This window comes from Pseudomonas acericola (SeqCode) (genome assembly GCF_053456465.1).
In genome coordinates, this window is sequence record NZ_JBRFJB010000006.1 from 261,300 (window position 1) to 281,986 (window position 20,687).

Genomic DNA, 20,687 nt, shown 5'->3' on the forward strand with positions numbered 1-20,687 from the left:
GCTTCCCCTTAACCGCGAGCCTTGGCCGCTGGACGTACAACCAGGTTGCCGCCAGTAGCGCCAGGAACAGCACCCTTGACCAACAACAGATTGCGTTCAGCGTCGACGCGCACTACTTCGAGGGACTGCACGGTCACGCGCTCAGCGCCCATATGACCGGACATTTTTTTGCCCTTGAATACACGACCAGGAGTCTGGCACTGGCCAATAGAGCCCGGGACGCGGTGGGAAACGGAGTTACCGTGAGTGTTGTCTTGACCACGGAAATTCCAACGCTTGATCGTACCCTGGAAGCCTTTACCCTTGGACTGACCGGTTACATCAACCAGTTGACCAGCGGCGAAGATTTCAGCGTTGATCAGATCGCCAGCCTGGTAGTCGCCATCTTCAAGACGGAACTCCATAACAGTACGACCAGCTGCAACGTTTGCTTTTGCGAAGTGACCTGCTTGAGCAGCAGTCACGCGCGAAGCACGACGCTCGCCGACAGTGACTTGCACTGCACGATAGCCATCGGTTTCTTCAGTTTTGAACTGGGTGACGCGATTCGGTTCGATCTCAATGACCGTGACCGGAATGGAGACACCTTCTTCGGTGAAAATACGGGTCATACCGCATTTACGACCGACTACACCAATAGTCATGTTGTAAACCTCATGAGTGTACGGGGCTTTCACCCGCTATGGCCGCCCATTTCAGAGCGTTACACGACTAAGACCCAAGTCTTAGCCGAGGCTGATCTGTACTTCCACACCGGCCGCCAGATCAAGCTTCATAAGTGCATCAACGGTTTTATCCGTTGGCTGGACGATGTCCAGAACGCGCTTATGAGTACGGATCTCGTACTGGTCACGCGCGTCTTTGTTGACGTGCGGGGAGACCAGAACGGTGAACCGCTCTTTACGGGTAGGCAGTGGAATTGGACCACGCACTTGTGCACCAGTACGTTTCGCGGTTTCCACGATTTCCTGGGTGGATTGGTCGATCAGGCGATGGTCAAAAGCCTTCAACCTGATACGGATTTGCTGATTTTGCATTGGATTTCAGACTCCGGCTGCTATTCCCAGCGAGCGCAATACGCCCGTTAAAAGGAGGCGCAATTCTATAGACGCCCCAGATAGGTGTCAACCCAATAAAAAAAGCCCCCGCTGAGCGGAGGCTTTTTCAAAACATCAAGCTAACTCAAAAAGAGCTTACTCGATGATTTTAGCTACAACACCAGCACCAACGGTACGGCCGCCTTCACGGATAGCGAAGCGCAGACCATCTTCCATTGCGATGGTTTTGATCAGGGTAACTTCCATTTGGATGTTATCACCTGGCATTACCATTTCAACGCCTTCTGGCAGCTGGCAGTTACCAGTCACGTCAGTAGTACGGAAGTAGAACTGAGGACGGTAGCCTTTGAAGAACGGAGTGTGACGACCGCCTTCTTCTTTGCTCAGAACGTAGACTTCTGCGGTGAACTTGGTGTGCGGCTTAACGGTGCCTGGCTTAACCAGAACCTGGCCACGCTCAACGTCGTCACGCTTGGTACCACGCAGCAGAACGCCGCAGTTCTCGCCAGCACGACCTTCGTCGAGCAGTTTGCGGAACATTTCAACACCGGTGCAGGTGGTGACGGTAGTGTCACGCAGACCAACGATTTCCAGCGGATCTTGAATGCGAACGATACCGCGCTCGATACGACCAGTCACAACAGTACCGCGACCGGAGATCGAGAATACGTCTTCGATTGGCATCAGGAACGGCTTGTCGGTCAGACGAACTGGCTCTGGGATGTAGCTGTCCAGAGTTTCTACCAGCTTCTTAACAGCGGTAGTACCCATTTCGTTGTCGTCTTTGCCTTCCAGAGCCATACGAGCAGAACCGATGATGATCGGAGTGTCGTCGCCTGGGAAGTCGTAAGTGCTCAGCAGATCGCGCACTTCCATCTCAACCAGTTCCAGCAGCTCAGCGTCGTCTACCAGGTCAGCCTTGTTCAGGAAAACCACGATGTACGGAACGCCTACCTGACGGGACAGCAGGATGTGCTCACGGGTTTGTGGCATCGGACCATCAGCGGCCGAGCAAACCAGGATCGCGCCGTCCATCTGGGCAGCACCGGTGATCATGTTCTTCACATAGTCAGCGTGACCTGGGCAGTCAACGTGAGCGTAGTGACGAATCGAAGAGTTGTACTCTACGTGCGCGGTGTTGATGGTGATACCACGAGCTTTTTCTTCTGGAGCGCTATCGATCTTATCGAAGTCAACGATTGCAGAACCGAATACTTCGGAGCAAACGCGAGTCAGAGCTGCGGTCAGAGTGGTTTTACCGTGGTCAACGTGGCCGATGGTGCCAACGTTTACGTGCGGTAGGGAACGATCAAATTTTTCTTTAGCCACGACAATTAACTCCTAGCCTAAACGGGCTGAATCAGCCTTGTTTTTTGGTAACGGTTTCGACGATGTGCGACGGAGCCGTATTGTATTTCTTGAATTCCATAGAGTAGCTTGCGCGACCCTGGGACATGGAGCGAACGTCGGTCGCATAACCGAACATCTCACCCAACGGAACCTCGGCGCGAATCACTTTGCCGGAAACCGTGTCTTCCATACCCAAGATCATGCCGCGACGACGGTTAAGGTCGCCCATGACATCACCCATATAGTCTTCAGGTGTAACAACTTCTACCGCCATGATCGGCTCAAGCAACTCACCACCGCCCTTCTGGGCCAGTTGCTTGGTTGCCATGGAGGCAGCTACCTTGAACGCCATCTCGTTGGAGTCGACGTCGTGGTAAGAACCGTCAAAAACGGTTGCTTTCAGGCCGATCAGCGGATAGCCGGCAACAACGCCGTTCTTCATCTGCTCTTCGATGCCCTTCTGGATAGCAGGGATGTATTCCTTAGGAACCACACCACCCACTACTTCGTTCACGAATTGCAGACCTTCCTGACCTTCGTCAGCAGGAGCAAAACGGATCCAGCAGTGACCGAACTGACCACGACCGCCGGACTGACGAACGAACTTGCCTTCGATTTCGCAGTTCTTCGTGATGCGCTCACGATAGGAAACCTGAGGCTTACCGATGTTGGCTTCGACGTTGAACTCACGGCGCATCCGGTCAACCAGGATGTCCAGGTGCAACTCGCCCATGCCGGAGATGATCGTTTGACCAGTCTCTTCATCAGTCTTAACGCGGAAAGATGGATCCTCCTGAGCAAGCTTGCCCAGAGCGATACCCATTTTTTCCTGGTCATCCTTGGTCTTAGGCTCTACGGCAACCGAAATAACCGGCTCCGGGAAGTCCATACGAACCAGGATGATTGGCTTGGCAGCGTCGCACAAGGTTTCACCAGTGGTGACGTCCTTCATGCCGATCAGGGCCGCGATGTCACCAGCGCGTACTTCCTTGATCTCTTCACGGGCGTTTGCGTGCATTTGCACCATACGACCCACGCGCTCTTTCTTGCCTTTAACCGAGTTGATCACGCCGTCGCCGGATGCCAACACGCCCGAGTAAACGCGGACGAAGGTCAAGGTACCCACGAATGGGTCGGTAGCGATCTTGAACGCCAGAGCCGAGAACGGCTCGTTGTCGTCTGCATGACGCTCCATCTCTTCTTCCTCGTTATCAGGGTTGGAGCCCTTGATAGCAGGAATGTCGGTTGGAGCCGGCAGGTAGTCGATAACGGCGTCGAGAACCAGGGGAACACCCTTGTTCTTGAAGGAAGAACCACAAACAGCCAAGACGATTTCGCCAGCGATGGTACGCTGACGCAGAGCAGCCTTGATTTCCACGTTGGTGAGTTCTTCACCCTCGAGGTACTTGTTCATCAGCTCTTCGCTGGCTTCGGCAGCAGCCTCAACCATGTTACCGCGCCACTCGTCAGCCAACTCCTGAAGCTCTTCAGGGATAGGCTTACGAACAGGAACCATACCTTTGTCGGAATCATTCCAGTAAACAGCTTCCATGGCGAGCAGATCGATCTGACCCTGGAAGTTGTCTTCGGAACCGATAGCCAATTGGATTGGCACCGGAGTGTGACCCAGACGCTGCTTGATCTGACCGATCACGCGCAGGAAGTTGGCGCCAGCACGGTCCATCTTGTTTACGTAAACAAGACGTGGAACGCCGTACTTGTTGGCTTGACGCCATACGGTTTCCGACTGAGGCTCAACACCCGAGGTACCGCAGAACACAACGACAGCGCCGTCGAGCACGCGCAGGGAACGTTCAACTTCAATGGTGAAGTCTACGTGGCCCGGGGTATCGATTACGTTGAAGCGATGCTCGTCTTTGTACTGCTTCTCAGAACCTTTCCAGAAGGCGGTAATAGCAGCAGAAGTAATGGTAATACCACGCTCCTGCTCCTGAACCATCCAGTCTGTGGTCGCGGCGCCGTCATGCACCTCGCCCATTTTGTGACTTTTGCCGGTGTAAAACAGTACGCGCTCGGTGGTGGTGGTTTTACCAGCATCCACGTGAGCGACGATACCGATGTTACGGTAGCGGCTAATCGGAGTAGTACGAGCCATAAAGCCCTCGCAAAATTAGTGAAGCTAAGATTAGAAGCGGTAGTGCGAGAAAGCTTTGTTAGCTTCAGCCATACGGTGCACGTCTTCACGCTTCTTAACAGCAGCACCTTTACCTTCGGCAGCGTCCAACAGTTCGCCGGCCAAACGCAGAGCCATAGACTTCTCGCCACGCTTACGGGCGAAGTCTACCAACCAGCGCATTGCCAGAGCGTTACGACGGGACGGACGAACTTCAACCGGAACCTGGTAAGTAGCACCGCCTACACGGCGCGACTTCACTTCGACCAGCGGAGCGATGGCGTCGAGAGCTTTCTCGAAGATTTCCAGGGGGTCGCTGTTCTTGCGTTCTTTAACCTTTTCCAGCGCGCCATAAACGATACGCTCGGCAACGGCTTTCTTGCCGCTTTCCATCACGTGGTTCATGAACTTGGCCAGGATTTGGCTTCCGTATTTTGGATCGTCAAGCACTTCGCGCTTGGCTGCTACGCGTCTTCTTGGCATGGATAAGCCCTCAAACGGTCTTCAGGTTCGCTCGGAATCGGTGCCCTTTCGGGACGCCTCCGACCTTACTCTTATCGACTCAGAAAATAAGATGATTCAGTTTTACAAAAAGCCGCTACTACTTAGGCTTCTTGGTACCGTACTTCGAACGACCCTGGTTACGACCTTTAACGCCGGAAGTATCCAAGGAGCCGCGTACGGTGTGGTAACGAACACCTGGCAAGTCTTTTACACGACCGCCGCGGATCAGTACCACGCTGTGCTCTTGCAGGTTGTGGCCTTCACCGCCGATGTACGAGGAAACCTCGAAACCGTTGGTCAGGCGCACACGGCATACTTTACGCAGTGCCGAGTTAGGTTTTTTCGGCGTGGTGGTATACACACGGGTGCATACGCCACGACGTTGCGGGCAGTTCTGCAGCGCAGGTACGTCGGATTTCTCGACGATACGCTTACGCGGCTGACGTACCAGCTGGTTGATAGTTGCCATCTACTAGCTCCACTGTTGTCTTGCGACGCTATTGTCTTGCAAGAAAAGCAAAATGGCAGGAACGAATTCCCGCCAAATTTAGGGGTACAAGAGTCTAAAGAGGATCTTGCCCCCAGTCAAGGCAAGGCCCCGACCTCCCCTCTCATCGAACCGGGGCAAAACTGCCTCGATCCGACGAATGGGGCTGCCAGGGCCCGGTCTTATTTATCGCAGAACTCAGTTACCGCTTGAGTTCAGCGCTTCGGTCAGTGCAGCTTCCACTTCACTGGCGCTTACGCGCAGCGGCTTGTCAGCATCACGGCGGCGCTTGCGCTCGCTGTGGTAAGCCAAACCGGTACCCGCCGGGATCAAACGACCCACAACCACGTTTTCTTTCAGGCCGCGCAGGTAGTCGCGCTTGCCGGTTACCGCTGCTTCGGTCAGTACGCGGGTGGTCTCCTGGAAGGAGGCCGCCGAGATGAACGACTCAGTGGACAACGACGCCTTGGTGATACCCAGCAACACACGAGTGAATTTGGAAACGAATTTCTCGTCGCCAGCCAGACGCTCGTTTTCTACCAGTACGTGAGTCAGTTCCATCTGGTCGCCCTTGATGAAACTGGAATCGCCGGATTCAGCGATTTCAACTTTACGCAGCATCTGACGCAGGATGGTCTCGATGTGCTTGTCGTTGATCTTCACGCCTTGCAGACGGTAAACGTCCTGGATCTCGTTCACGATGTACTTGGCCAGCGCACTCACACCCAGCAGACGCAGGATGTCGTGTGGGTCGCTCGGGCCGTCGGAGATAACTTCGCCGCGGTTTACCTGTTCGCCTTCGAACACGTTCAGGTGACGCCACTTTGGAATCAGCTCTTCGTACGGATCGCTACCGTCGTTCGGGGTAATGACCAGACGGCGCTTGCCTTTGGTCTCTTTACCGAACGCGATGGTGCCGCTGACTTCAGCCAGAATCGACGCTTCTTTCGGACGACGAGCTTCGAACAAGTCGGCAACACGCGGCAGACCACCGGTGATGTCTCGAGTTTTCGAAGTTTCTTGCGGGATACGAGCGATAACATCACCGATCGCGATCTTCGCACCATCCGCTACACCGACCAGGGCGTTGGCTGGCAGGAAGTACTGAGCGATTACGTCAGTGCCTGGCAGCAACAAGTCCTTGCCGTTGTCATCGACCATCTTCACGGCAGGACGGATGTCTTTACCGGCAGCTGGACGATCTTTCGCGTCGAGTACTTCAATGTTGGTCATACCGGTCAATTCGTCAGTCTGACGCTTGATCGTGATGCCTTCTTCCATGCCCACGTAGGTCACGGTACCTTTCATTTCGGTAACGATTGGGTGAGTGTGCGGATCCCACTTGGCCACGATTGCGCCAGCGTCGACCTTGTCACCTTCTTTAACCGAAATTACAGCACCGTACGGCAGCTTGTAGCGCTCACGCTCACGACCGTAGTCATCAGCGATTGCCAGCTCACCGGAACGGGACACAGCAACCAAGTGGCCATCCACTCGCTCAACGTGCTTCAGGTTGTGCAGACGGACGGTACCGCCATTCTTCACCTGAACACTGTCAGCTGCGGAGGTCCGGCTTGCCGCACCACCGATGTGGAACGTACGCATGGTCAGCTGGGTACCCGGCTCACCGATGGACTGGGCAGCGATAACGCCGACCGCTTCACCGATGTTCACCTGGTGACCACGAGCCAAGTCACGGCCGTAGCACTTGGCGCAAATACCGTAGCGGGTTTCGCAGCTGATCGGCGAACGAACAATCACTTCGTCGATGCTGTTGAGTTCGATGAACTCGACCCACTTCTCGTCTACCAGAGTACCGGCAGGAACGATGATTTCTTCGGTGCCTGGCTTGAATACGTCACGGGCGATCACTCGACCCAGTACGCGCTCACCCAACGGCTCTACAACGTCACCGCCTTCGATGTGCGGAGTCATCAGCAGGCCGTGCTCGGTGCCGCAGTCGATCTCGGTTACAACCAGATCTTGTGCAACGTCTACCAGACGACGAGTCAGGTAACCCGAGTTAGCGGTTTTCAACGCGGTATCCGCAAGACCCTTACGAGCACCGTGAGTGGAGATGAAGTACTGAAGTACGCTCAAACCTTCACGGAAGTTCGCAGTAATCGGCGTTTCGATGATGGAACCGTCCGGCTTGGCCATCAGGCCACGCATACCGGCGAGCTGACGGATCTGCGCAGCAGAACCCCGTGCGCCCGAGTCGGCCATCATGTACATCGAGTTGAAGGACTCTTGATCGACTTCCACGCCGTGACGGTCGATAACCTTCTCTTTCGAGAGGTTGGCCATCATCGCCTTGGAAACTTCGTCGTTCGCCTTCGACCAAAGGTCGATCACTTTGTTGTACTTCTCGCCCTGGGTTACCAGGCCGGAGGCGTACTGGCTTTCGATCTCTTTCACTTCATCGGTAGCAGCACCGATGATCTGGGCTTTTTCATCCGGGATAACGAAGTCGTTAACACCGATGGAAACGCCGGAAATGGTCGAATAAGCAAAACCGGTGTACATCAACTGGTCAGCGAAGATCACGGTCTCTTTCAAACCAACCACGCGGTAGCACTGGTTGATCAGCTTGGAGATCGCTTTCTTCTTCATCGGCAGGTTGACGACGTCGTACGACAGACCTTTTGGCACAACTTGATACAGCAGCGCACGGCCGACGGTAGTGTCGACGATACGGGTGCCGCTCACGCTGCCGCCATCACGGTCGTTGACGGTTTCGTTGATCCGCACTTTGACCTTGGCGTGCAGTGCGGCTTCGCCGGCACGGAACACACGGTCAACTTCTTGCAGGTCAGCGAACACACGACCTTCACCCTTGGCGTTGATCGCTTCACGGGTCATGTAGTACAGACCCAATACAACGTCCTGCGACGGAACGATGATTGGCTCACCGTTGGCTGGCGACAGAATGTTGTTGGTCGACATCATCAACGCACGCGCTTCCAACTGGGCTTCCAGTGTCAGCGGTACGTGCACGGCCATTTGGTCGCCGTCGAAGTCGGCGTTGTACGCAGCACAGACCAGAGGGTGCAGCTGGATAGCCTTACCTTCGATCAGTACCGGTTCAAACGCCTGGATACCCAGACGGTGAAGGGTCGGTGCACGGTTGAGGAGAACCGGGTGTTCGCGGATCACTTCAGCGAGAACGTCCCAAACCTCTGGCAGTTCGCGCTCGACCATTTTCTTGGCCGCTTTGATGGTGGTCGCGAGACCACGCATTTCCAACTTGCCGAAGATGAATGGCTTGAACAGCTCAAGCGCCATCTTCTTAGGCAGACCGCACTGGTGCAGACGCAGGGTCGGGCCTACGGTAATTACCGAACGACCGGAGTAGTCAACACGCTTACCGAGCAAGTTCTGACGGAAACGACCTTGCTTACCCTTGATCATGTCAGCCAAGGATTTCAGTGGACGCTTGTTCGAACCGGTGATAGCGCGGCCACGACGACCGTTGTCGAGCAAGGCATCGACAGCTTCTTGCAACATACGCTTTTCGTTGCGCACGATGATGTCCGGAGCGGACAGATCAAGCAGGCGCTTCAAGCGGTTGTTACGGTTGATCACGCGGCGGTACAGGTCGTTGAGGTCGGACGTCGCGAAACGACCACCGTCCAACGGTACCAGCGGACGCAGGTCTGGCGGCAGAACCGGCAGAACGGTCAGCACCATCCACTCTGGCAAGTTGCCGGAACCCTGGAAGGCTTCCATCAACTTCAGACGCTTGGACAGTTTCTTGATCTTGGTTTCCGAGTTGGTTTGCGGAATTTCTTCGCGCAGACGGCCAATCTCGTGCTCCAGGTCGATAGCGTGCAGCAGTTCACGGACAGCTTCGGCACCCATGCGGGCATCGAAATCGTCGCCGAACTCTTCCAGCGCTTCGAAGTACTGCTCGTCGTTCAGCAGCTGACCTTTCTCAAGGGTGGTCATGCCTGGATCGATAACGACATAGCTCTCGAAGTAGAGAACGCGTTCGATATCACGCAGGGTCATGTCCATCAGCAAGCCGATACGGGACGGCAGCGATTTCAGGAACCAGATGTGAGCAACCGGCGAAGCCAGTTCGATGTGCGCCATGCGCTCACGACGAACTTTAGCCAGTGCAACTTCAACGCCGCACTTCTCGCAGATCACACCACGGTGCTTCAAGCGCTTGTACTTACCGCACAGGCACTCGTAATCCTTTACCGGGCCAAAGATCTTGGCGCAGAACAGGCCGTCACGCTCAGGTTTGAACGTACGGTAGTTGATGGTTTCCGGCTTTTTAACTTCACCGAACGACCACGAACGGATCATCTCAGGCGATGCCAATCCAATACGGATGGCGTCGAACTCTTCGACTTGACCCTGGTTTTTCAGCAAATTCAGTAGGTCTTTCAAGGCCTTTCCTCCTGGCGGAGCAGAGAGCGGGCTAAACAGCCCCGCTCTCGATTCGCGTCACGTGTTATTCGGTTTCCAGATCGATATCGATGCCGAGGGAACGAATTTCTTTGATCAACACGTTGAAGGACTCGGGCATGCCCGGCTCCATACGGTGATCGCCGTCCACGATGTTTTTGTACATCTTGGTCCGACCGTTCACATCGTCCGACTTCACTGTGAGCATTTCTTGCAGAGTGTAAGCAGCACCGTATGCTTCCAGTGCCCAGACCTCCATCTCCCCGAAACGCTGACCACCGAACTGAGCCTTACCACCCAGCGGCTGCTGGGTAACCAGGCTGTACGAACCGGTAGAACGAGCGTGCATCTTGTCGTCTACCAAGTGGTTCAGCTTCAGCATGTACATGTAGCCAACAGTAACCGGGCGCTCGAACTTGTTGCCGGTACGGCCGTCGAACAGCTGCATCTGGCCGCTTTCTGGCAGGTCTGCCAGTTTCAGCATGGCCTTGATTTCGCTTTCCTTGGCACCGTCGAATACCGGGGTAGCCATTGGAACGCCGCCGCGCAGGTTCTTCGCCAGATCCAGGATTTCCTGGTCGGAGAAGGTGTCCAGCTCTTCGTTGCGACCGCCGATCTCGTTGTAGATCTCGTGCAGGAACTTACGCAGGTCAGCGACCTTGCGTTGCTCTTCGATCATACGGTTGATCTTCTCGCCCAGACCTTTGGCCGCGAGGCCCAGGTGGGTTTCAAGGATCTGACCAACGTTCATACGCGAAGGTACGCCCAGCGGGTTGAGGACGACGTCGACCGGGGTGCCATTGGCATCGTGCGGCATGTCTTCAACCGGCATGATCACGGAGACCACACCTTTGTTACCGTGACGACCGGCCATCTTGTCGCCCGGCTGGATGCGGCGACGGATTGCCAGGTAAACCTTGACGATTTTCAGCACGCCTGGAGCCAGGTCATCGCCCTGCTGCAGTTTGCGCTTCTTGTCTTCGAACTTGTCGTCCAGCAGACGGCGGCGATCAACGATGTAGGCCTGGGCCTTCTCGAGCTGCTCGTTCAGAGCATCTTCAGCCATGCGCAGTTTGAACCACTGGCCGTGCTCAAGACCGTCGAGGATTTCGTCGGTGATGTCCTGACCTTTCTTCAGACCTGCGCCGCCTTCAGCCTTGTGGCCTACTAGAGCGGAACGCAGACGTTCGAAGGTCGCGCCTTCAACGATACGGAACTCTTCGTTCAGATCCTTGCGGATCTCGTCGAGCTGGGTCTTCTCGATGGACAGTGCACGAGCATCACGCTCAACGCCGTCACGGGTGAAGACCTGTACGTCGATAACAGTACCCTTGGTACCAGTAGGTACACGCAGGGAGGTGTCTTTAACGTCGCTGGCTTTTTCACCGAAGATGGCACGCAGCAGTTTTTCTTCTGGCGTCAGTTGGGTCTCGCCTTTCGGAGTGACCTTACCGACCAGAATGTCGCCTGCGCCGACTTCAGCACCTACGTAAACGATACCTGCTTCGTCCAGCTTGTTCAGTGCAGCTTCACCCACGTTCGGGATGTCTGCAGTGATTTCCTCAGGCCCAAGCTTGGTGTCACGTGCCACACAGGTCAGTTCCTGGATGTGGATCGTGGTGAAGCGGTCTTCTTGAACCACACGCTCGGACAGGCAGATGGAGTCTTCGAAGTTGAAGCCGTTCCATGCCATGAACGCGATGCGCATGTTCTGACCCAGAGCCAGCTCACCCATATCGGTGGACGGGCCGTCGGCCATGATGTCGCTACGCTGAACGCGATCACCCTTGCTCACCAGCGGACGCTGGTTGATGCAGGTGTTCTGGTTCGAGCGGGTGTATTTGGTCAGGTTGTAGATGTCGACACCGGCTTCGCCAGTTTCAACTTCGTCATCGGCAACACGAACCACGATACGGCTGGCATCAACGGAGTCGATCACGCCGCCACGACGAGCCACGACGCAAACGCCGGAGTCACGGGCTACGTTACGCTCCATGCCGGTACCTACCAGCGGCTTGTCAGCGCGCAGGGTCGGTACAGCTTGACGCTGCATGTTGGAACCCATCAACGCACGGTTGGCGTCATCGTGCTCCAGGAACGGGATCAGCGACGCAGCAACCGAAACTACCTGCTTCGGCGATACGTCCATCAAGGTGACGTCTTCCGGCGCCTTGACGGTGAACTCGTTCAAGTGACGAACAGCTACCAGCTCGTCGACCAGGACTTTCTTGTCGTTCATCGTGGCCGAAGCCTGAGCGATCACGTGATCAGCTTCTTCGATGGCGGACAGGAACACGATCTCGTCGGTGACCAGAGCGTCTTTCACCACGCGGTACGGGCTCTCAAGGAAGCCGTACTGGTTGGTGCGCGCATAGGCAGCCAAGGAGTTGATCAGGCCGATGTTCGGACCTTCCGGCGTTTCGATCGGGCAAACACGACCGTAGTGCGTCGGATGTACGTCACGAACTTCAAAGCCTGCACGCTCACGGGTCAGACCGCCCGGGCCCAGTGCAGAAACACGGCGCTTGTGGGTGATCTCGGAGAGCGGGTTGTTCTGGTCCATGAACTGCGAGAGCTGGCTGGAACCGAAGAACTCTTTCACCGCCGCAGCCACTGGTTTGGCGTTGATCAGGTCTTGCGGCATCAGGCCTTCGCTTTCAGCCATCGACAGACGCTCTTTGACCGCACGCTCAACACGTACCAGGCCAACGCGGAACTGGTTCTCGGCCATTTCGCCTACGCAGCGAACACGACGGTTACCCAGGTGGTCGATGTCATCGACGATGCCTTTACCGTTACGGATGTCGACCAGGGTCTTCAGTACCGCGACGATGTCTTCCTTGCACAGCACGCCCGAACCTTCGATCTCGGTACGACCGATACGACGGTTGAACTTCATCCGGCCGACCGCAGACAGGTCATAGCGCTCAGGGCTGAAGAACAGGTTGTTGAACAGGGTCTCGGCAGCGTCTTTGGTTGGCGGCTCGCCAGGACGCATCATGCGATAGATCTCGACCAGCGCTTCCAATTGGTTGCTGGTGGAGTCGATCTTCAGAGTGTCGGAGACGAACGGACCGCAGTCGATATCGTTGGTGTACAGGGTCTCGATGCGAACAACCTGGGCCTTGGCGATTTTCGCCAGGATCTCGGTGTTCAGCTCGGTGTTGCACTCAGCCAGGATTTCGCCTGTGGCCGGGTGAACGATAACCTTGGCGGTGGTGCGACCCAGGACGTAGTCCAGAGGCACTTCCAGCTCTTTGATACCGGCTTTTTCGATCTGGTTGATGTGGCGCGCAGTAATACGACGGCCAGCCTCAACAATCACCTTGCCGTTTTCATCCTGGATGTCCAGGACGGCAATTTCACCACGCAGACGCGAAGCGATCAGCTCCAGCTTGAGGGTTTCATCCTTCAGGCTGAATACGTTGGTGGTGTAGAAAGCGTCCAGCACTTGCTCAGTGGTATAACCGAGCGCGCGCAGCAGTACCGAGGCCGGCAGCTTGCGACGACGGTCGATACGCACGAACACGCAGTCTTTCGGGTCGAACTCGAAGTCCAACCACGAACCGCGGTACGGAATGATCCGCGCGGAGTACAGGAGTTTACCGGAGCTGTGCGTCTTGCCGCGGTCGTGGTCGAAGAACACGCCCGGGGAACGGTGCAGCTGGGAAACGATTACACGCTCGGTACCGTTGATTACGAAGGTACCGTTTTCAGTCATCAGTGGGATTTCGCCCATGTAGACTTCTTGCTCTTTGATGTCCTTGATCGCTTTGTTCGACGATTCTTTGTCGAAAATGATCAGACGGACTTTAACCCGCAAAGGTACGGCGTACGTAACACCGCGCAACACGCATTCTTTGACATCAAATGCCGGTTCGCCCAGGCGATAACCCACGTACTCCAGCGCAGCATTGCCGGAGTAGCTGATGATCGGGAAAACGGATTTGAAGGCCGCATGCAGGCCCACGTCGCGGAACTGATCTTTGGTCGCTCCCGCCTGCAAGAATTCACGATACGAATCCAGCTGGATAGCCAGAAGGTACGGGACATCCATGACGTCCGGCAACTTGCTAAAGTCCTTGCGGATACGTTTTTTCTCAGTATATGAGTAAGCCATCAGCGTTCCCCAGCTTGGTCACCTGCTTGTTTGGCCCCTCCGACGGGAGCAGCCAGAAAATCTTGCAAACCCCTTGGTTTGCACCACCGCTTCGGGTGGCTACAGCGCGTTAATGGCGGCGACCTAGTCGGCAGCCAAGAACGGAAAAAGGCCGGTGGCAAGAGCCACCAGCCATCAGCCTTCAGCTTAACGCTTGGGCTGGAGACGCAAGGTCGATGCTTACTTCAGCTCGACTTTAGCGCCTGCTTCTTCCAGAGTAGCTTTGGCTTTGTCAGCAGCGTCTTTCGACACAGCTTCCAGAACCACGGCAGGAGCGCCGTCAACTACAGCCTTGGCTTCTTTCAGGCCCAGACCGGTCAGTTCACGTACTGCCTTGATCACGTTTACTTTCTTCTCGCCAGCTTCGGTCAGCATGACGTTGAATTCGGTTTGCTCTTCAACAACGGCAGCAGCAGCAGCTGGGCCAGCCGAAGCAGCGGCAGCGGAAACGCCGAATTTTTCTTCGAAAGCTTTGATCAGCTCAACAACCTGCAGAACCGACATTTCAGCTACGGCGTTGAGGATATCGTCTTGGGAGATAGACATTGCTGTATTTCCTGAATTGGGGGACGGCCTACACGGCCATCGAAATAAACAAAAATACGCGAGAGAAGTCGCTCAGCCTTAGGCTGCGGCAGCTTCTTTTTGCTCGCGAACTGCGGCCAGAGTACGAGCCAGCTTGCTGGTAGCGCCTTGAATCACGCTCATCAGCTGCGAAATGGCTTCGTCGCGGGTCGGCAGTGTTGCCAGTACGTCGATTTGGTTAGCTGCGAGGAACTTGCCCTCGAACGCAGCTGCCTTGATCTCGAACTTATCCTGACTCTTGGCGAATTCCTTGAACAAACGGGCAGCGGCGCCTGGATGCTCTTTGGAGAACGCGATCAGAGTCGGGCCAGTGAACACGTCGTTGAGAACACTGTATTCAGTGTCAGCAACAGCGCGCTTGAGCAGAGTGTTACGTACAACACGTACGTAAACGCCAGCTTCACGAGCCTCTTTACGGAGTCCGGTCATAGCGCCTACTGTCACACCACGGGCATCAGCCACGACAGCGGACAGAGCAGCTTTGGCAGCCTCGTTGACTTCAGCGACGATGGCCTTCTTGTCTTCGAGATTAATTGCCACGGGTTTAACTCCTGCTTGTTACCGTTTCATCTGGCCGGAGCCGGATGTCGTTTTGGTGTCTGATTCGGTAAGGAACCGGGAGCACCATCTGCGTAGGCTTGAGGTTTAAGGCTTGCGCCGCCTACGGTCTTGGATAGCCCCCGCCAGGCAGGGACCCCAATTTTTCAATTGGCGCAATCTCTCGCGCCAATCTGTGTCTTATACGTCCAGCGAGCCTTGGTCGATGACCAGACCTGGGCCCATAGTGGTGCTCAGGGTAACGCGCTTGACGTAGATACCTTTCGAGGAAGCTGGCTTGATACGCTTCAGATCAGCGATCAGGGCTTCAACGTTTTCCTTCAGCTTGACGGCATCGAAGCCGACTTTGCCAACGGAGGTGTGGATGATGCCGTTTTTGTCGGTGCGATAACGAACCTGACCAGCCTTGGCGTTTTTAACCGCGGTAGCTACGTCTGGAGTCACGGTGCCGACTTTAGGGTTAGGCATCAGGCCGCGTGGACCGAGGATCTGACCCAACTGACCTACAACGCGCATTGCATCCGGGGAAGCAATAACTACGTCATAGTTCAGGTCGCCGCCTTTCATTTCGGCAGCCAGGTCGTCCATGCCAACGCGGTCAGCGCCGGCGGCCAGAGCAGCTTCAGCTGCCGGGCCTTGGGTGAAGACAGCTACACGTACAGTCTTGCCAGTACCGTGTGGCAGCACAGTAGCGCTACGAACGACCTGGTCGGATTTACGTGGGTCAACACCCAGGTTTACAGCAACGTCAACGGACTCGCTGAACTTGACAGTCGACAGCTCGGTCAGCAGGGCAGCAGCGTCTACAAAGTTGTAGGACTTGCCTGCTTCGATTTTGCCGGCGATAGCCTTTTGGCGCTTGGTCAGCTTAGCCATTACACACCCTCCACGTTAAGGCCCATGCTACGAGCAGAACCGGCGATGGTACGCACGGCTGCATCCATATCAGCTGCAGTCAGATCCGCGTTTTTGGTTTTCGCGATTTCTTCCAGCTGAGCACGAGTTACAGTGCCGACTTTAACGGTGTTAGGACGAGCGGAACCGCTAGTCAGACCAGCAGCTTTCTTCAACAGAACCGAAGCCGGGGTCGACTTGGTTTCGAAGGTGAAGCTACGGTCGCTATATACAGTGATGATCACTGGAGTCGGCAGACCTGGCTCAATACCCTGAGTACGGGCGTTGAAGGCCTTGCAGAATTCCATGATGTTCACGCCGTGCTGACCCAGAGCTGGGCCGACGGGTGGGCTTGGGTTGGCCTGAGCGGCCTTCACTTGCAGCTTGATGTAAGCGGTAATCTTCTTGGCCATGAGGCACTCCAATTACGGGTTCAAGCGCCTCGAAAGGCTCCCCGGTTACTTGCGCGTTTATCCCAGTGACGACAAAACCCCACAGCCTAAGGCTGTGGGGTTGGGATGCTTATTCAGCTAGACCTTCTCGACCTGGCTGAACTCCAACTCTACCGGAGTAGAGCGACCGAAAATGAGCACCGCCACTTGGATCCGGCTCTTTTCGTAGTTAACTTCTTCGACAGTACCGTTGAAATCAGCAAACGGACCATCTGTGACACGAACAACCTCACCTGGCTCGAACAACGTCTTCGGCTTAGGCTTGTCGCTACCATCAGCAACGCGACGCAGAATTGCTTCCGCCTCTTTGTCAGTGATTGGAGCAGGCTTATCAGCAGTTCCGCCAATGAAACCCATGACACGAGGGGTATCCTTGACCAAGTGCCAAGTACCTTCATTCATGTCCATCTGAACCAGCACGTAGCCAGGGAAGAACTTGCGTTCGCTTTTTCGCTTCTGACCATTCCGCATTTCAACCACTTCTTCAGTGGGAACCAGAATTTCGCCGAAGCCATCTTCCATGCCTGCCAGCTTTACGCGCTCTAGCAAAGAGCGCATAACATGCTTCTCGTAACCCGAGTAAGCATGCACAACGTACCAACGCTTAGCCACGGGACACCCTTAGCCAACAATCAAGGAAACAAGCCAGCCGAGCAGGGAATCAAGACCCCACAACAGCAACGCCATAACCAGTACAACAGCCACAACGATCAACGTGGTCTGCGTGGTTTCTTGGCGAGTCGGCCAAACGACTTTACGAATTTCGGTGCGAGCTTCCTTTACCAGGACCGCGAAAGACTTGCCTTTGGCAGTCTGCAGACCTACAAAGGCAGCTACAGCAGCAAGGGCAAGCAAAGCGAGTACGCGGTACAGGATCGGCGAAGCAGAATAGTACTGATTGCCAACAACGCCTACGACCACCAAGGCAACTACAGCGAGCCACTTGAACAGATCGAAACGAGAGCTTTGAGCTTCAGCCTTAGGAGTCATCTATGAAGATCCTGTGAAAAGAAAGCCAGACACACCACGTGAATCTGGCAGGTCAGGAGGGAATCGAACCCCCAACCTACGGTTTTGGAGACCGTCGCTCTGCCAATTGAGCTACTGACCTAAAACAAAATCAGGCCGACCATTATGCAGGCCTGAAAAAGACTTTACAACAACCAACCCCAACAGACTTGAAACCACCCGACACAAGCGCCAGAAAAACCAGAATCGAGCCGAGGCAGCTGTTAAAACAAAGGCAGATATTTTCATATCTGCCTTGTTATATGGAGCTCTTGAGCGGATTTGAACCGCTGACCTCACCCTTACCAAGGGTGTGCTCTACCAACTGAGCTACAAGAGCGAAACACATTGCACAACCTGCAAACTTGGAGCGGGTAGCGGGAATCGAACCCGCATCATCAGCTTGGAAGGCTGAGGTTCTACCACTAAACTATACCCGCGGAGCTTGCAGCTCACGCTAAAAATGGTGGAGGGGGAAGGATTCGAACCTTCGAAGTCGTAGACGTCAGATTTACAGTCTGATCCCTTTGGCCGCTCGGGAACCCCTCCTAAGCGAGCCGGCATTTTACATCACGCCGACCTTCTGTCAAGCATTTTCTCATTTAAAAATATGAGGTTAGCTGCGTTGACGTTCGCCTCACCTTGTAGACCTTAAAGGTCTTCACTGCGAAGCGGGCGCCATTCTATGCAAACTATTCGAGAGTTGCAACGCCTTCGCACAACATTATTTTATGTTTTAACTCATTGAATTCCTTAGCAAGGTTTTCAAAGGGCAGATCATCAGCCAGGCGTCGGCTTTCAGGCGCTACGCGCAGCCAGTAACCAGAGGCCTCAGGAGTGCTCAGCAACTGTACCTTGACCTTTATATCCAGGCTGATCAGTCGCTGCTCCAAGGACTGCACCTGGCGCTGGTCGACAAAACCACCGATGTACAAACATGTATTTTGCGCATCAGAGGCTTTTGCACGCTCTTTCCTGGCAGTCGCATCCGAGGACTCGCTCAGCAAGCGAATATCCTGCTGGGAACCCCGATAGAGGCTCAAGGGCGTTACATCCTTGGCGCGCAGCGGCGCTTCTTGCTGATGCCACACGTAGTAGAAGGCGTTGAGGACGAGTAAAAGCAAAAACAACCAACGCATAAACACCTCAAGACAAAGGGCACGCCATCGCCAAACCAACGAAAACCAGATCAGGAACGAGGCGCGCCTGCGGCACTGCATCCAAGACCAAATCAGCGTCCCCCCCGGTAAGGAACACCGTGAAGTCGTCCCCCCAGTAGCTTCGGGCGAGCTCTAACTGAGTCAACACAAACCCCCTGAGCATCAGCGTACACCCACGCTCCACCGCTTCTACTGTCGTACGACCTGGTGAGAGTCGCTCCAGCGCTTGCTCAGCGGCAGCATCGTCGTAACGTATCTTGCGTGTGTGCGTGCGCAGCTGATTACGCATGAGAGGCATACCAGGGCAAATGAACCCCCCCAAGTGTTCGCCGTCTGAGCCAATGAAATCTGCTGTCGCCGCCGTACCAAAATCAAGCACCAGGCAAGCACCTGACGCCAACTTGAATCCACCCAGCATCGCCAGCCAACGATCAAGGCCAAGACGTTCGAAATCTTCATAGCCATTGCGCACGCCGGCCATTTCTCGTGCCGGAGAGGCACAAGAGACAACAACACCGAAAGCCCCCTCCAGCGCCTGCACCAGCTTACTGGTCTCCTCCAGCGCCCGGACACTCACCAACCGGCAGCGCGTGAGCAGCAAGCCAGGAACGGCCACCAGGCTTTCAATCAAAGCCATATCCGAGCCAACGACACCTTCCGCGGAAGCCGCCGACCAATTCGAATCAAGCACCCGCCACTTGATAAAGCTATTGCCACAGTCGAGCTCAAGAATCATCACGCAACCTCAGGCTTAACTCACCACCGCTGTAGATTTTTTCAACACCATCAACACTCAAGCGCAAGGCGCCCTGGCGATCGACACCCAGCACCACCCCGTCAACTTGATTGACGCCGGCAATGAGGGAAACCGTCCGCCCCTGCCACGCATGATTACGCTCCCACTCACCCTGAAGCGCTGCAAATCCATCGGCCTTGTGTCGCTCCAGATGGCTTAGCAACTGTTGCCCCAGCCTCGCAACCAACGAATTGCGATCAACTGGCGCACCTGCCTCAAGCTGTACCGATGTCCACTGCTGGTCGATGGCATCGGACTTCTGCATATTCACATTAATGCCTATGCCAAGGACAACGTGGCAAATATCCGCGGGGTCACCCACCAACTCCAACAGGATTCCGGCAATTTTCTGCTGACCGACCAAGACATCGTTCGGCCACTTCAAAGCAGCGCCCTGCACGCCCGACTCACGCAGGGCCTGCATGACCGCCAGACCGACAACCAGGCTCAATCCTTCCAACTGTCGCAGACCATCCTCAATGCGTAACACGAGGCTGTAATACACATTCTGCGCATACGGACTGACCCATGTTCGGCCCCGCCTACCCCTGCCCGCTGTTTGCTGTTCCGCGAGCACTAGAAACGGAGCGGGACATTCAGCAGCTACAAGTCGCAAAGCTTCAGCATTGGTGGAATCAATAGAATCGGAGATATGGATGGGCCAGCCCAAGGCAGGCGCTCTCAGTGCAATTTCTTCAGCACTCAAGAACACCAGCGGAGATGCAAGTTGGTACCCCTTTCCGCGCACCTTATGGATAGGCAAATTCAATTCCGCCTCAAGGTGCTGGAGCTGCTTCCAGACAGCACTACGGCTAACACCCAGGGCAGCGCCTAGCGCTTCTCCAGAGTGGAATCGGCCATCTTTCAGAAGTTTTAACAACGTCAGCATGCAGATATCGCCTCACAATGAGGCAGGCATGATAGCCATGCGCTGGGTCATTGCATAGAAAGCCTAAGATTTAGCACCCACGTGGGCACTGTTTAGCACCGCGTGGCCTGCTTTTCTCGCGCCCAAAACAAAACCCCATCTGCTTTCGCAAATGGGGTTTCGGAATTTAATCTTGACGATGACCTACTCTCACATGGGGAAACCCCACACTACCATCGGCGATGCATCGTTTCACTG

At 55.2% G+C, this 20,687-nt stretch carries 17 protein-coding genes and 4 tRNA genes; all 21 read right to left on the reverse strand.

All coding sequences use genetic code 11. From position 1 onward, the window contains the following. Positions 1-8: 8 nt before the first annotated feature. A complete protein-coding gene (rplC, locus tag ACU688_RS22560) occupies positions 9-644 on the reverse strand; it encodes a 50S ribosomal protein L3 (protein ID WP_003194649.1) in 636 nt (211 codons plus the stop codon). An 81-nt stretch (positions 645-725) separates the two neighbouring features. Then, positions 726-1,037 carry a 30S ribosomal protein S10 gene (gene rpsJ, locus ACU688_RS22565; protein WP_003186070.1) on the reverse strand — a complete coding sequence of 104 codons (312 nt, stop codon included), beginning with the start codon at positions 1,035-1,037 and terminating at the stop codon, positions 726-728. Positions 1,038-1,193: 156 nt separating this feature from the next. Further along, positions 1,194-2,387, reverse strand: coding sequence for an elongation factor Tu (gene tuf / locus ACU688_RS22570; RefSeq protein WP_448186442.1), 1,194 nt, complete (start codon positions 2,385-2,387; stop codon positions 1,194-1,196). A gap of 31 nt (positions 2,388-2,418) precedes the next feature. Further along, positions 2,419-4,524: an elongation factor G gene (fusA, locus tag ACU688_RS22575; protein ID WP_448186443.1), complete on the reverse strand. Its 2,106-nt coding sequence runs from the start codon at positions 4,522-4,524 to the stop codon at positions 2,419-2,421. A 30-nt stretch (positions 4,525-4,554) separates the two neighbouring features. Then, positions 4,555-5,025 carry a 30S ribosomal protein S7 gene (rpsG, locus tag ACU688_RS22580; RefSeq protein WP_002555493.1) on the reverse strand — a complete coding sequence of 157 codons (471 nt, stop codon included), beginning with the start codon at positions 5,023-5,025 and terminating at the stop codon, positions 4,555-4,557. Positions 5,026-5,143: 118 nt separating this feature from the next. Further along, positions 5,144-5,515 carry a 30S ribosomal protein S12 gene (rpsL, locus tag ACU688_RS22585; protein ID WP_002555494.1) on the reverse strand — a complete coding sequence of 124 codons (372 nt, stop codon included), beginning with the start codon at positions 5,513-5,515 and terminating at the stop codon, positions 5,144-5,146. Between the two features lie 216 nt (positions 5,516-5,731). Continuing rightward, positions 5,732-9,931 carry a DNA-directed RNA polymerase subunit beta' gene (gene rpoC / locus ACU688_RS22590; protein WP_257780146.1) on the reverse strand — a complete coding sequence of 1,400 codons (4,200 nt, stop codon included), beginning with the start codon at positions 9,929-9,931 and terminating at the stop codon, positions 5,732-5,734. Positions 9,932-9,995: 64 nt separating this feature from the next. After that, on the reverse strand, positions 9,996-14,069 hold the full coding sequence (gene rpoB / locus ACU688_RS22595; protein WP_026136778.1) for a DNA-directed RNA polymerase subunit beta: 4,074 nt from the start codon (positions 14,067-14,069) through the stop codon (positions 9,996-9,998). A gap of 219 nt (positions 14,070-14,288) precedes the next feature. After that, positions 14,289-14,654, reverse strand: a complete 366-nt coding sequence (gene rplL / locus ACU688_RS22600) for a 50S ribosomal protein L7/L12 (RefSeq protein ID WP_017736673.1) — start codon at positions 14,652-14,654, stop codon at positions 14,289-14,291. Between the two features lie 78 nt (positions 14,655-14,732). Then, the gene (rplJ, locus tag ACU688_RS22605; protein WP_016969477.1) at positions 14,733-15,233 is read right to left on the reverse strand and encodes a 50S ribosomal protein L10; all 501 of its coding nucleotides are present in this window, start codon (positions 15,231-15,233) and stop codon (positions 14,733-14,735) included. 198 nt (positions 15,234-15,431) lie between these two features. Then, on the reverse strand, positions 15,432-16,127 hold the full coding sequence (gene rplA, locus ACU688_RS22610; RefSeq protein ID WP_003176434.1) for a 50S ribosomal protein L1: 696 nt from the start codon (positions 16,125-16,127) through the stop codon (positions 15,432-15,434). Beyond that, positions 16,127-16,558 carry a 50S ribosomal protein L11 gene (gene rplK / locus ACU688_RS22615; protein ID WP_003210097.1) on the reverse strand — a complete coding sequence of 144 codons (432 nt, stop codon included), beginning with the start codon at positions 16,556-16,558 and terminating at the stop codon, positions 16,127-16,129. Before rplK ends, rplA begins: the two co-directional genes overlap by 1 nt. A 117-nt stretch (positions 16,559-16,675) precedes the next feature. After that, entirely contained in the window at positions 16,676-17,209 is a 534-nt protein-coding gene (nusG, locus tag ACU688_RS22620) for a transcription termination/antitermination protein NusG (RefSeq protein ID WP_003176436.1), read from the reverse strand. A gap of 9 nt (positions 17,210-17,218) precedes the next feature. Next, on the reverse strand, positions 17,219-17,587 hold the full coding sequence (gene secE / locus ACU688_RS22625) for a preprotein translocase subunit SecE (protein ID WP_005791990.1): 369 nt from the start codon (positions 17,585-17,587) through the stop codon (positions 17,219-17,221). A gap of 45 nt (positions 17,588-17,632) precedes the next feature. Then, positions 17,633-17,708, reverse strand: a tRNA-Trp gene (locus ACU688_RS22630). 161 nt (positions 17,709-17,869) lie between these two features. Then, positions 17,870-17,945, reverse strand: a tRNA-Thr gene (locus ACU688_RS22635). Between the two features lie 26 nt (positions 17,946-17,971). Further along, positions 17,972-18,045 (reverse strand) — tRNA-Gly (locus ACU688_RS22640). 24 nt (positions 18,046-18,069) lie between these two features. Continuing rightward, positions 18,070-18,154 (reverse strand) — tRNA-Tyr (locus ACU688_RS22645). A gap of 143 nt (positions 18,155-18,297) precedes the next feature. Next, entirely contained in the window at positions 18,298-18,744 is a 447-nt protein-coding gene (locus ACU688_RS22650; protein WP_448186444.1) for a hypothetical protein, read from the reverse strand. A gap of 7 nt (positions 18,745-18,751) precedes the next feature. Further along, positions 18,752-19,501: a pantothenate kinase gene (locus tag ACU688_RS22655; RefSeq protein ID WP_448186445.1), complete on the reverse strand. Its 750-nt coding sequence runs from the start codon at positions 19,499-19,501 to the stop codon at positions 18,752-18,754. Further along, positions 19,491-20,450 (reverse strand): bifunctional biotin--[acetyl-CoA-carboxylase] ligase/biotin operon repressor BirA, encoded by a 960-nt coding sequence (birA, locus tag ACU688_RS22660; RefSeq protein ID WP_448186446.1) that lies wholly within the window; start codon positions 20,448-20,450, stop codon positions 19,491-19,493. The genes ACU688_RS22655 and birA overlap by 11 nt, the downstream gene beginning before the upstream one ends. Between the last annotated feature and the right edge of the window lie 237 nt (positions 20,451-20,687).

What these genes read in the sequence shown, in the direction of transcription:
- rplC (WP_003194649.1), bottom strand. Translation starts at nt 644, where the DNA reads ATGACTATTGGTGTAGTCGGTCGTAAATGCGGTATGACCCGTATTTTC.
- rpsJ (WP_003186070.1), bottom strand. Translation starts at nt 1,037, where the DNA reads ATGCAAAATCAGCAAATCCGTATCAGGTTGAAGGCTTTTGACCATCGC.
- fusA (WP_448186443.1), bottom strand. Translation starts at nt 4,524, where the DNA reads ATGGCTCGTACTACTCCGATTAGCCGCTACCGTAACATCGGTATCGTC.
- rpsG (WP_002555493.1), bottom strand. Translation starts at nt 5,025, where the DNA reads ATGCCAAGAAGACGCGTAGCAGCCAAGCGCGAAGTGCTTGACGATCCA.
- rpsL (WP_002555494.1), bottom strand. Translation starts at nt 5,515, where the DNA reads ATGGCAACTATCAACCAGCTGGTACGTCAGCCGCGTAAGCGTATCGTC.
- rpoB (WP_026136778.1), bottom strand. Translation starts at nt 14,069, where the DNA reads ATGGCTTACTCATATACTGAGAAAAAACGTATCCGCAAGGACTTTAGC.
- rplL (WP_017736673.1), bottom strand. Translation starts at nt 14,654, where the DNA reads ATGTCTATCTCCCAAGACGATATCCTCAACGCCGTAGCTGAAATGTCG.
- rplA (WP_003176434.1), bottom strand. Translation starts at nt 16,127, where the DNA reads ATGGCTAAGCTGACCAAGCGCCAAAAGGCTATCGCCGGCAAAATCGAA.
- rplK (WP_003210097.1), bottom strand. Translation starts at nt 16,558, where the DNA reads ATGGCCAAGAAGATTACCGCTTACATCAAGCTGCAAGTGAAGGCCGCT.
- secE (WP_005791990.1), bottom strand. Translation starts at nt 17,587, where the DNA reads ATGACTCCTAAGGCTGAAGCTCAAAGCTCTCGTTTCGATCTGTTCAAG.
- ACU688_RS22650 (WP_448186444.1), bottom strand. Translation starts at nt 18,744, where the DNA reads ATGCGTTGGTTGTTTTTGCTTTTACTCGTCCTCAACGCCTTCTACTAC.
- ACU688_RS22655 (WP_448186445.1), bottom strand. Translation starts at nt 19,501, where the DNA reads ATGATTCTTGAGCTCGACTGTGGCAATAGCTTTATCAAGTGGCGGGTG.
- birA (WP_448186446.1), bottom strand. Translation starts at nt 20,450, where the DNA reads ATGCTGACGTTGTTAAAACTTCTGAAAGATGGCCGATTCCACTCTGGA.